Here is a 12,386-nt window from a genome sequence, read left to right as displayed (position 1 = left end):
CTTTTAACTATTTAATAACCTTCCATTAATTAAAATACTATCATGGTGCTCGCCGCCCAAGCAACAACGTTATGATTATACTCATTCCAACTACATCAAACCTTAACTTGCAAAAGGCTGTGAGAAATAGATTACCACATCAGATATATAAGTGTCGGAACCCGTCCGCATGGATTGAATCCGGGGATTCGTCCCCTTCTTGCACTCCACCAAAAAACCACTTCAGATGAAGTGGTTTTTTTGGTGGAGCCTAGGGGGATCGAACCCCTGACCTCATCGCTGCCAGCGATGCGCTCTCCCGTATGGGCTATTACACTACCCCCATTTATCTAGCATTCGACGGGTGGGGCGTTCAATTCATTCACGATATACACGTATCAACTTATTAAGGCTCCACCGATTCGGCTACCTTCATGGCCTCGTCGCCCGAAATCGGACCAGACACGCCATATTGAATGCCGTCAACCACCCAGAACAGCTCCGTGAACTCGGCTTGCTCGAAAATTAAGCCGTCCACTCCGCCCACTTTGGTCTGTGTGAACAGGTCCGTCGGGGACGCCACCGGCATGCGGCTTGCGCTGAACGTCACCGTCTTATCGCCCGAGCCGTATGTGAAGTTTAAATCTCTGAGCGGTTGGTCCTTCATTCCCACGCCGACGATCTCAGCCAGCTTGAAGCCTTCCGGGGAGACTTGAGGAACAAGCACACCGGAACCGAAAGCTACTTTCGCTGCCTCCGCCGTTCCCAACGGAGTTGTAATCAATTGGGACAACTCCGAACCTGTGGCTCCTCCATTTCCGGGCAGCGCGATTCCCGATGAATGATCCGTTGGCGTCGGTACTGCGGCGGGCTCTTGCAGCATCGGCAATCCTGTCACTATGACGACTGCTGCGACCAACGCTGCCGCTCCTGCAAACCAGGCTTTCGGAAGAACGAATCGGCGGCGGCTTCTCTGCTCCGCGGCGGCTTGTTTCCTGATCTTCTGTTTAATGCTATCGTTCAATTCCATTTTAGAAAATAACATATCATCCAACTCCTTTTGCAAATGTTGACGTAAATTACGCTCCATGTCCGTCATCGGTTGTCTCCTCCTTGCGCATTTCCCGAGCCAACGCCTCGCGCGCCCGGTACAGTCTGTTTCTCACGGTACCCTCGGGCGACGACGTCGCTTTCGCAATTTCCCGTGTGTCCAAGTCCAGATAATAATATAAATACAAGGCCTCCTGATACGGCAGAGGCAGACGCAGCATATGCCGCAAAATCTCGCTTTTCTGCAATCTTTTAAGCGCTTCTTCTTCCACGTTGAATGTCCGTCCCTGCTCCATCTTGCTTGGATCGGTTGGCTGTTCCGTAAACATCCGCACGCCCATCTTGTCCCGGCAAACGTTGATGGCGATCGTCGTCAACCAGGTTTTAACCGAGCTATCTCCACGAAATGAGTTCCAGTTGCGATAAGCGCGAAGGAATACCTCCTGGCTGATATCCTCGGCAAAATGCCGATCGCCAGTATAAAAATAAGCGGTGCGCATGATCGTTGATCCAAAGCTTTCCATCAGCTGCTCTAGAGCTTGAGAGGGATCTTTCGGGAAATTTTCTTTGTTATTCGAGCCGGCCGGCTTCACTGAATTATCACCTCCACCTATTAGACGGCCTGAGTGCATTTTTCGCTGCACTGCGTTTTAAATCTGACAGTCCATTAAAGATTTTGTGAATTTGAGCTTAAGTCCCCATACTCCTTCTAACATGAATTCAAACGATGAAAAGCCATATGAACAGTATGCCTGTTGATGCGGCTTTTCGACTTCATCTTTGGTTTAAAAGATCCCCAATATCCGTTTATACTAAAACTAATTTCTCTAGATGACCTCTTCGCTGTCAGTGTAGTAATCTATACAAAAACGCCGCCACTTAATGTTATGGCGTTTTTTATATGGAGCCTTAGGGAAAACTCCTTTTGATGCGGGATGAATAATTCATCTTTCACAGATGGTAGCGAAATTAAACATTTACAGCACCAATTTGGCAAACAAATTTAGTGTACTTTTCATACACCTCGCGTCCTTTGGCAGAAGGTTTTACATATATATCTTTGCGATTTCCGCTTAAATGAGTATTTAATGATCTTCTCAATAAGTGCTCAATGGTTGCCCATCCATTCTAATTTCATGGGTATTCCTTTCACCTCTCATGTACAGAGATCAGATTCGTTTTTCTATCCAGCTAATAGCTTCATCAATAACCTCATCGCGACTTGGCTCGTTAAATATTTCATGCATGAGATAAGCAAAAATTTTCAAAGTCTTATCGGAAGAAGCAATATCACCGTAAAAATCACGAGAATCACGTTCGCTAACCAGCCCGTCATTCGCTCCATGCAGAACCAAAACCGGATCAACAAATTGTTTAGCATGTTGTTTTAACCACTCTATTCCATACCCTAGGCTATTGAATAGATCAACAGAAATTTGTTTCTCTACTAGTGGATCATTCACGTAAGCGGATACAACCTCTGGATCACTGCATACTCCGCTGCCAAGCTCATTCGGGAAATACGTGCCTAAAGGAATCTCAAGCGGAAGTTCTCCAGCAACTTTCGTATGATAGCGAGTAAGAGCTCCTGATAAAACAATTCCTTTGACTTTTCCAGGGTATTTGGTTCCAAAGGAAGAAGATGCAAAGCCTCCCATACTATGTCCGATTACAAAAAGAGGGATATCGCCAATCTCTTGCAATGTCGCCTCAACAATGACATTTACATCGTCAATGATTTGATGAAAATCGTTGTAAAACGTGCGCGACCCTTCAGATCTAGCATGACCACGATGGTCAAAACGATAGACATGAAAACCATGTATGTTTAATTTTTCCGTCAAATAATCGTAGCGTCCAGCATGCTCGCATAAACCATGAACGATGACAACTGCACCCTTAGCATCATTAACTAGGTTTTTGCTGAAATACAGCTTTGTACCATCAAAGGATGCGATTGTTGTCTCTATTATGCTCATAATCATTCCCATTCCTTTCGCTTTGCTCAAGCATCAAGCAGAATGATATCCACTAGCCCTGAGCGGTTTATAATATGCTTCATGTGTGAGAATTTCTTTGCAAAATCACATGGAGGCAAGTGAGACGTATCCTAATTTTATACCCACTTGAAATAATATTATTTCTTGTAGAAACAATATTACCACCACTGCAACCTTTTGTCCGCAAAAAAATAAAGCGCTTCCATCTTGTGCTATACATGTGCAATCAAATGACCGTTCAGTGGGAACACGAATTGATTCTTCGAAAGGATGAGGACAAACAAATAGTTATGAGCTGTAATAAAAAATAGCGATGCAGGAATAGCTCCCTGTACCGCTATGTAGCACTTCCTAAATGCTACTTCTGACAACTCATCATCAACCTATTAATCTCTTCCGAATCAGGCATAGAATTCAAAGCGCCTTTCCTCGTCGTCACCAGAGCGGCAGCCGCATTGGCGAACAATAATGCCGCTTGAATCTCCTCTAGGCTCCATTGCTCCGGAGGTTTATCGTTCTCCAGCAGCATATGCAGGAACGCACCAAGAAAGGTATCGCCCGCACCTGTCGTATCTACCGGGTTTACCGGATACGCCTCTACGGCACATGTACACGTGCCGATTCGGCAGTAGCTCCCCTCGCCGCCGAGACTTACCAGAATTACTTTGGTACCAAACCGTTCCAACAGTTGGAGCGAACCCTGGTTTGGATCGTCGGTGCCGGTCAGGAACTTTAGTTCCTCCTCTGACACCTTGACCACATCGGCATAATACAGCGCTTCGTAAATCATCGTTCGCGCATGCTCGAGAGAAGACCAAAGCGCTGGCCGTAAATTAGGGTCGAACGAAATGGTTTTGCCCGAGGCTCTGGCATACCGTAATGCCGCCAGCGTGGCGGATGCGGATGGCTCATGCGTCAGCGACACTGAGCCTGCATGCACAATGGAGCCGCTGTCGATCAGACTCCAGTCCATCTCCCGCTCCTCCAGCAACTGATCCGCACCAGGATTTCTATAAAAACTAAAGGAACGATCGCCATCCCTGTCCAAGTGGACGAATGCAAGCATCGTATTGCTCCCCATATCCCGAATCACCCCGCTTCCGTCTACGCCGGCACTAAGCAATGCCTCCATCAGAAAGCGACCAAATTCATCGTTACCCGTTTTGCTGATCAATGTGGTTTTTCTTCCAAGTCTCGCTAGTGCAGCCAGCACATTGGCCGGTGCACCTCCCGCCTGACTGACATACCTCCAATCGCCGCCGTCTATCGATTCGTCACGAAACATGTCGACCAACAATTCGCCAACCGCGATAACATCCCTCATGCTTCCTTTACTCCCTCCGTTTACAATTGCACTTCCTTAGTGACATGCTCCTGTTTCAACAGGCGCTTACGTGTCATCATAAAGACGACAAATGCTGCGATAATGGGAATGGTCATCGTTTGAAACATAATAGAATACCCCTCCACCGGGCTTCCGCCGCGGCTTTGCACGTACGTCACGATAGCTCCGGCAATGGTAGGCGTCAACAAATATCCTAGATCAACGCCGATGTAACTAGTATTGCCCGCTATACCGCGCCTCTCTTTGTCTACCAGCTTCATGCACATCGTTTGTATAATCGGTTGACAAATGCCGTAGCCGAAGGCGGATACCGCCCCTGCAAGGAGAAACATCGGAAGCGAGCGGGCGAAACTGATGAGGATAAAGGAAAGGGCAAAGATGAAGATGCCCGGCACCAACATGGTGCTCAAACCATATTTATCGGCTATTCTTCCGCTGAATGGACGAGAGAACAGGACACAGACAGCATAAGCGGTAAAAAACAAGCCGATTTCCTTTACTCCGTTCGCCTTGCCATAGATCAGAATAAACGAATTAATACAGGAGTACGCCCCCGCAAGAAAAAACATGATTACCGACGGCACGACCACCTCGACAGCAATGATATTGTTCAGTGATATTTTGAACCCAGCTGACTTGTCCGGTACGTCCGTTTTCAGCCTCAACGCCATTAGCAGTACCGCGAGCATAATGACGGCTCCGATAATAAACGTGGCGGAATAGCCAAACGCATGAACCAGCTCCAGACCAAGCATCGGACCTACAGCGGTTGCGACTGCTTGTCCCAGAGAAAATATACCAATGCCGGAAGCGAGTTTGCTGCTCGGCAGTGCATCGCTGGCTAGTGCCAACGACAGCGGCGCCAGAAAGCCCATGCCGATGCCATGAAGCAATCGTCCTAACATTAGAATTGATATACTATCAGCAAACGCATAAGACACAAACGCCAGCGCAATAATGCCAACTGCAACCGCAAGCAGCCTATTATTCCGAAAATAGCCGGTCGCGGGGCCTACAATGGGCCGAATGCCCAGCGCGGTAACCGCGAACAAGCTTGAGACCACGCCGATAATAACAGCCGTAGCTCCCAGATGCTCTGCATAATTGGGGATGAGCGTGTTCATCATAAACTGTGCCATGTTCAAAGCGACATTAATAATAAAAATATAAGTAAACGTCGGATTCCAAATGGTTTGCCTGTCTCCGGACAGGCTTACGGGCGTGTTGGTTTTATTCATGTTTGTAGTCCCTCGTAGCTCATATTTCTGAGCAAGCTTGTCATAACAATAGCTTCTGAATTTCCGCGCTTACCGCCTCGTATCCGGATACATTCAAATGCAGCCCGTCATACGTATACGCAGCTTGCAACCATCCATTTTCGTCCGCTAGAAGATCATACAAGCTCAGATATTGAATGTGCAGTTGGTCTGCGAACTTGCTTATAGCCTCGTTCATCTCAATTATTTCTTCATTCGTACGCGAGCCCACGACCGGAAACGGCATGTTTTGCTCTGCGTGCGGATTGACAGGATAAACAGACAAAACAGTCAGGGATGCTGCTGGAGCTCCGTCCCGTATAGCCGAGCACAAGTCAGCGATGCGGGTAACAATTTCTTGGTGCTGATCCCCCTCTCCCAGATCATTCGTGCCAATGAGCAAGAACACTTGCGAGGGCTCGAGATCTAGGACAAGATGCCGCAGGTTGCGAAGCATGCCCCGTGTCGTATACCCGCTTATGCCCCGGTTGTAGATAGGTATCTCCGATACAAGCAATTCATGTACGGGGAAATGCTCGGTTATAGAATCACCTGCGAATACCACGCCGTTCCTGTGCGCCAAACGGTTTAGTTGGGTGTAATTAGCCAGTCTTCGCTCCTGCATAAACGTCCCCAGTTGCTTTAGCATATCAAGCTCGGGAGCTCCATGTACTTGATTTGATTTCTTCCCTTCCATAAATAAGCCACTCCTTTATAGAATCTCATCGCGAATCAGTTCAGCCATATATTGCGACAATTCTGCGTAATGGTCCGTCATGTAGAGCACATCGCCATAGGAAGTAACGTGCCGATTGTAGTGCCGCTGGAATATCCACTCGATAGGAATATACAACTCGCCCTCACGATAGATAGCTTCACAAGACATGGATTGTACCCGATTGCCCGCCACGCATCCCACACTCCCTTGCGCAAATTGAAATCCGACTCCATGGTCCAGATAGATTTCTGCAGAACGCCCCTCTTCTGATACGTAAAGCGTTCCGCCTAGCAACGAAGCAGCGAAGGACACCGGTACCATAAAATATTCGCCACGGACAATGACATCGCCGTTCAAACCGTGATATTTGAGCTTCCGATGCTTAAAGACCGCTCCGCTTATGGAAATCAGACGGTTATGCACATAGGCTTTAGCGCTGCCGTCCGCCAGCGCGATTGCCCAACCATCTCCGCGTCTTGGCAGGAGCGGCTCGCCGCTCGATGGAATTCCCGTTTGATCGCGCCGGACTCCGGAGAAGAGGTAATCCCACACCAGTTCCGCGTCGTCAAACGTCTGTCCGTGATCCCGGTTTTTGACTTCATGATAGACGTAATCCGCCAGTTCCCCGCGGTAGAATGCAAAGTTGTTCTCGCCTTCAATCCGAATTTCCGGTAAATCGTGACAACCGTTCACATGCTTCCAGTACTCCCGGTTCAGCTTGACGAACTGATCCGTTTCTTTATCGTGTAGCGGCACGCTGTCATGCTCCATGCGGGATTGCCATACCGCAAGCGCCCCGGAAGCATTTATCACTTCGCCATGCTCATCCCAGATAACCTCGGGCCAGGTGAGACCCGCCGAGCCGGCCGCACCGGCGAAGCTGCCGCCATAATGGCGTGCCAATTGGCTCGCCATGATATCCCCCATGGACATACCGTGTATATAAATGCGGCTTTCGTCGATGCTGTATTTCCGCCCCATGAGCACCATCAGCTCCCGTACAACCTTCATATCCCGGTTTTCATCGGGATCTTGCGGTGGCGTGTGGAGGTAGAACCCTTCCGGATTCGGCTTGCCGAAAAGGTCAAGCGTCTTTTTCTCGCATTCGACCATCCATACCCGTCTCTCGCTCGCATCGGGTAATAACACGATAAACCCTTCCCGCTCGGATATCAGCGTCCATGACGAATAAATAGCTTGTCCCCAGCCGGTCATTAATCCGCCATGCAGCGAAATGACCAACGGTACCTTGCTCGTCCCGTCATAGGATGACGGAACATATTCGTACCATGAACTTGGTGGTTCTCCATCGACAACCGCCGTATATTCCTTAAGTCTGGCGGGATAAGGCCGGGAATTGTTCCCGTTTTCGTTGACAACCATATCCGAACCTTTGATAGCTTCAGGCAAATAATCCCGATTCTCATCATTTGGCGTCCCTGGAGGTATATAAACGTTTCCGACGACCGTTTTTTTTATCTCATTCATTATGCACCGTCTCCTCCCTTCCAACCTCTCATTCTGTTACCCTTTGACTGCCCCACCCATAATGCCACTCGCAAAATATTTCTGCAGGAACGGGTACATGACCAGAATAGGCAGAATCGCTACAAAGGCGATTCCCATTCGAATCGACACATGAGGCAAAGATGCTGCGGCACTGGAACTCGTGCTGGTGTAGGTAATGACAGCCTGCATGTTTTGATTCATTTTATTCAGGAGCGCCTGAATGCTGAGCATGTCCGGATCGCTAATGAAATACAAGCCGTTCTGCCAGTCGTTCCAGTAGTTCAGACATGCGAACAGGCCTATCGTAACGAGGATGGGCTTGCCCAGCGGCAGGCCGATAACCATGAATATACGGAAATATCCCGCCCCGTCGATTTTTGCAGAATCGTAAAGTTCATTTGGAATGTTAGATGCAAAATACGATCGTATCAGAATAATGCTAAATGCATTCGTCAATAGGAACGGTATGACGTAAGCCCAGATCGAATTGACAATTCCAAGACTTGTCCACATGATATAGGATGGGACCAATCCTCCGTTAAAGAGCATGGTGAAAAATACAAAAAAGCTGATAACGCTTTTGCCAGGCAAGCCTTTGATCGATAACGCAAACCCCATCATGCCCGTAATAAGCAAACCGACAACCGTACCGATCGCCGTTGCAACAATTGTAATGCCGTATGCTTTGAAAATCGTGCTTGAATTCGCCGAAATATACTCGTATGCGCCAAAACTAAGCTTTTCGGGAAAAAACGAATAACCATTGGCAACCAGTATCTTCTCATCCGTCACGGAAGAGATAAACAACAGCAGCAAAGGGACTATCATAGCCAGCGTGACAAGCATCAATATGATATGGGATACCGTCTGGTGCGTTTTATTGTATGTCATGGCCTTCTGCCTCCCCTCATTCCTTCTTTAGAAAATAGCGTCTTTCGAGCTGAATTTACGTACAATAGCATTAACTAGCAAGACAAGGACGAAACCAACAATCGCCTGCACCAGACCCGCCGCAGCTGAACGACCAATGCCTCCCGGCGACATCAAAGCGCTGTAAACGTACGTATCGATCGTCGCTGTCACATCGAACAACATACCGGAATTTTGCGGTATCAAATAGAACAATCCAAAATCCGAATAAAAGATTCTTCCGATGCTGAGCAGGAACAACGTAATGATAGACGGTACCAGTGCAGGAAGCGTGATATGCGTCATTTGTTTCCATGTGCCCGCACCGTCGATCGCGCCTGCTTCATACAACGAACGATCGATCACCGATATCCCGGCAATATAAATCAAGGCACCGTATCCCACATATTTCCAGCATTGTACAAGCGTCAGAATAAGCGGCCACCAAGTTGCATCACTGTACCACTCAACAGGATTGTTTTGTAAGATGCTGTTGTTCAGCATCCCGTTCTGTTGGCTAAGAAATGCAAAGACCACATAGCTAATCACGACCATCGACATGGTAAAGGGAAGCAATACGGAGCTTTGATATACCTTTTTCAGCCTATCGTTCTTGACGCCGGTTATAAGAATGGCCAATATAATGCCAACGAAATTATTGACCAAAATAAACGCTACATTATATAGCAAGGTATTCCTAATAATGACGCCTATATCGCTTGTCCGGAATAAGAATTCAAAGTTTTTCAAACCTACCCAAGGACTGCCCAGTAACCCTTCTGTTGCTTTAAACGATTTGAAAGCAGAAATAATTCCCACCATCGGAATGTAATTATTAATAATGAGGTAAGTGACACATGGGATCATCATCAAATACAGTGGCAAGAAAGGTTTTAGTTTCTTGAAAACGATTAGTTTATTCATATCGGTCAGTTCCTTTCCTGTCCATCATCAGGAAGCAGCCGCATCGCGGCCGCTTCCGAAACGGCATTACTTCTGCTCAGCCAGCCAGGCGTCAAGTTGTTTTTGCTTCTCGTCCATTACCGTCTGCAGACCGGCGTTGTACAATTCCTCATTAAACTTCTTCAGCGCCGGCTCGGGATCGACCGCTCCGAACGAGATGGCATTCTCATACTTGGCTAATACCGCAGCCAATTGAGACTGCTCCGTCGCAACTGACGAGGAGTCGAAAGTAAAGCCGAATGCACGGGATGCCAACGCGTCATCGCTGAATGCTTTATATTTTTCCCAGATATCTTGCGGACTGCCTGCCCAAGGAGTCATCAAATATTGATTTGGATAGATAAATCCGTAATCAGAATGATAATTTACAGACGTAGCATCGACGCCCTCCGGATAATCGGCTTGACCATCAGCATTGACAACCCAGTCCTTGTCCGGAACTCCCCAGTTAATCAGATCATTAAACTCCTTGCTGTTGTAAGCCCAGTTCAGGAACTGGAATGCCTTTGCTTTATCGGCAGATGTGTTGAGCACAACGTTTAGCGCTCCGTTAACGGCTGTTGTCGACTTCATCTTGTCTGATACCGGAATTAGAACCGTATCGTAGCCAGTTTGCGATTTCACGTCAGTAATGGCGTTTGCTCCGTATGAGGCAAAGAAAGCAAAGGTTTTTCCTGCTTTCATCTTGGCCTGACCAAGCTCCTTGTCTACGGCGATATCCTTGGAGGAATAACCTTTGGTGAACCATTCGCGGTTCACCAGCGAGAACTGCTTGAACAGATCGGATTCATAATAGTTCGTTATTTCGTCCGTCTGACCGTAGTTTTCCAGAACGCCGAAGTTGTCGCCCACTCCGTCCACATACGTAATCGTATTAAGTCCGAAAGTGCGGAAACCATCAAACGGCGTCAGGTCAGGATACTTCTCCTTAACCTTAGCGAACAATTCCGTAATTTGATTGAAGCTCGACATATCATTCGTAGTTACGTTGAAGTCCGATGTCTTGTATCCTAGCTGCTCAAAAATATCTTTGCGAACGAACAGACCCGATGGCGTGCCTCGAACGTTCATCATAGGGAAGCCGGCTAGCATGTCGCCGATATAGCCGCCCTGCAAGTCATCACCTACCACATTGTACAGATCCTTTGTATACTCTTCGTAGTCGGAAGCGTCTACAATATAGCCTTGATCAATAAAGTTCGGCAAGCTGAAAGCAAATACAAAGGAGATGTCAATCGGCTCCTGCGCGGCCAGCATCATGGGCATTTTGGAATTATAGGTATCCCATGTAATCGGCATCAGATTTACTTTCATATTCAGATCCTTCATTGTCAGCTCGTTAATCCGTTCGTTTACTTCGGCCTGATTGCCTTCTTTGGGCGCGTGATAGGCAAAGTTAACGGTATATGGCTCTTCCTTAGACGAGCTTTCTCCCGAGTTTGCACCTGTGTTATCCTTGGCGCAGCCTGCTAACATAGTAAGCGTCAATGCCAGAACGGATATCGTGCTAATGGTCTTTTTCAACATGCCATACATCCTCCTTGTTGTAAAAATCTTTTTATTAGACCCCATAAATCGGTGCCCGCTTAAGTGGAAGCCATGAACTGAGCGCTTTATCGAGATACGCGTTCCAGAACCGATAGTCATGGCCGAGACCCGGTGCTTCCTCATACCTGGTGTCAAATCCCAGCTCAGCCAACACGGCGTAATCTTGGTATACGCGATCTCGGATGAAATCCTCTGTACCCACACCTATAAAGAACGTCGGCGCCTTCTTGCCTTCCAATCTGATTCTCTCCGCATGGTAGCGCAGGTCATGCTCCGAGCCAATGTACTCGTCCTCGCCCGGAAGTGTGTTGCGGACGAGAGGAAACTCCCAGTTCAAACTTTCCTTGTAACCCTCGCGGTCCAGCGTCATGCCGATTCCGCCGGACAAGTCTACCACGGCCTCGTACAGGTCCGGTCTCATCAATCCTAGCGCTAGAGCCCCGTTGCCTCCCATTGCCAGTCCGACTGCAAATGTATGGCTCCTGCCCGGCGCCGATGCGAACAGCGATTGCACCACCAAGGGCAACTCCTGCGTCAAATAATCGAAATACTTAAAGCCGTACTTCGTATTCGCATACAAGCTGTCATTAACCGAAGGAGAAACAAGCATGACCATGTTGCGCTCCGCATATTCCTCCAGCTGCGTATAGCGGTAAGGAACGGTATCGTCCTCGCCGCCCCCGTGCAGTAAATAAACGGTTTGAAACTTCATGCCCGGGCAATACGCTTTTTTCCTTCGAATTTCCGAATGAGGATCCTCATAGCCCAGACTTGACGTCAAATTGCCCGTTGGATAACATATCGTAATATTAGTCGTAAGGCTTAAAATTTCGGAACGATAATTAAATCTCAGTATGCCCATATCATCTGCTCAAGTGAAAGCCAACGACTCTCATTCTTGTCCTTCCCTTTAAAGTTGAATAAACCAATGAACTAACGCCCCCTGCATTAATCCTGAATGACATCATTTTTTTCTTGCATCACCTCCCACTATAAAGTAATGTTTACTCCCGTATTCTCACTCGTTCTTAGATTTTCAACATCGACATCTTAGAGGTAATGGAGGAATGTTGTTGTAGAGCCATATTTTTCTATAAGGACCGGTGACG

Annotated in this window: 11 protein-coding genes; all 11 read right to left on the bottom strand. The window is 47.7% G+C overall.

Features of this window, described 5'->3' with window-relative positions; translation table 11 throughout:
* Positions 1–385: 385 nt before the first annotated feature.
* Positions 386–1,078, bottom strand: coding sequence for a DUF4367 domain-containing protein (locus E0496_RS26180; protein WP_141504695.1), 693 nt, complete (start codon positions 1,076–1,078; stop codon positions 386–388).
* Complete coding sequence (locus E0496_RS26175; RefSeq protein ID WP_241675004.1) at positions 1,059–1,622, bottom strand: RNA polymerase sigma factor; 564 nt, start codon at positions 1,620–1,622, stop codon at positions 1,059–1,061. Before E0496_RS26175 ends, E0496_RS26180 begins: the two co-directional genes overlap by 20 nt.
* Before the next feature lie 576 nt (positions 1,623–2,198).
* Complete coding sequence (locus E0496_RS26170) at positions 2,199–3,038, bottom strand: alpha/beta hydrolase (protein WP_241675003.1); 840 nt, start codon at positions 3,036–3,038, stop codon at positions 2,199–2,201.
* 349 nt (positions 3,039–3,387) lie between these two features.
* The gene (locus tag E0496_RS26165) at positions 3,388–4,353 is read right to left on the bottom strand and encodes a carbohydrate kinase family protein (RefSeq protein WP_141504693.1); all 966 of its coding nucleotides are present in this window, start codon (positions 4,351–4,353) and stop codon (positions 3,388–3,390) included.
* 20 nt (positions 4,354–4,373) lie between these two features.
* Positions 4,374–5,612 (bottom strand): MFS transporter, encoded by a 1,239-nt coding sequence (locus tag E0496_RS26160; RefSeq protein ID WP_141504692.1) that lies wholly within the window; start codon positions 5,610–5,612, stop codon positions 4,374–4,376.
* A gap of 40 nt (positions 5,613–5,652) precedes the next feature.
* A complete protein-coding gene (locus E0496_RS26155) occupies positions 5,653–6,327 on the bottom strand; it encodes an SGNH/GDSL hydrolase family protein (RefSeq protein WP_141504691.1) in 675 nt (224 codons plus the stop codon).
* 15 nt (positions 6,328–6,342) lie between these two features.
* Positions 6,343–7,836 carry a CE1 family esterase gene (locus E0496_RS26150; RefSeq protein ID WP_141504690.1) on the bottom strand — a complete coding sequence of 498 codons (1,494 nt, stop codon included), beginning with the start codon at positions 7,834–7,836 and terminating at the stop codon, positions 6,343–6,345.
* A 36-nt stretch (positions 7,837–7,872) separates the two neighbouring features.
* On the bottom strand, positions 7,873–8,748 hold the full coding sequence (locus E0496_RS26145) for a carbohydrate ABC transporter permease (RefSeq protein WP_141504689.1): 876 nt from the start codon (positions 8,746–8,748) through the stop codon (positions 7,873–7,875).
* Between the two features lie 27 nt (positions 8,749–8,775).
* A complete protein-coding gene (locus tag E0496_RS26140; RefSeq protein ID WP_141504688.1) occupies positions 8,776–9,690 on the bottom strand; it encodes an ABC transporter permease in 915 nt (304 codons plus the stop codon).
* A 66-nt stretch (positions 9,691–9,756) separates the two neighbouring features.
* Entirely contained in the window at positions 9,757–11,256 is a 1,500-nt protein-coding gene (locus tag E0496_RS26135) for an ABC transporter substrate-binding protein (protein WP_161601579.1), read from the bottom strand.
* 34 nt (positions 11,257–11,290) lie between these two features.
* Positions 11,291–12,139, bottom strand: coding sequence for an alpha/beta hydrolase (locus tag E0496_RS26130; protein WP_141504686.1), 849 nt, complete (start codon positions 12,137–12,139; stop codon positions 11,291–11,293).
* Positions 12,140–12,386: the final 247 nt, after the last annotated feature.

The organism is Paenibacillus luteus (assembly GCF_006542765.1).
Lineage (GTDB): Bacteria > Bacillota > Bacilli > Paenibacillales > Paenibacillaceae > Pristimantibacillus > Pristimantibacillus luteus.
This window is presented reverse-complemented; position numbering and strand designations above follow the sequence as displayed.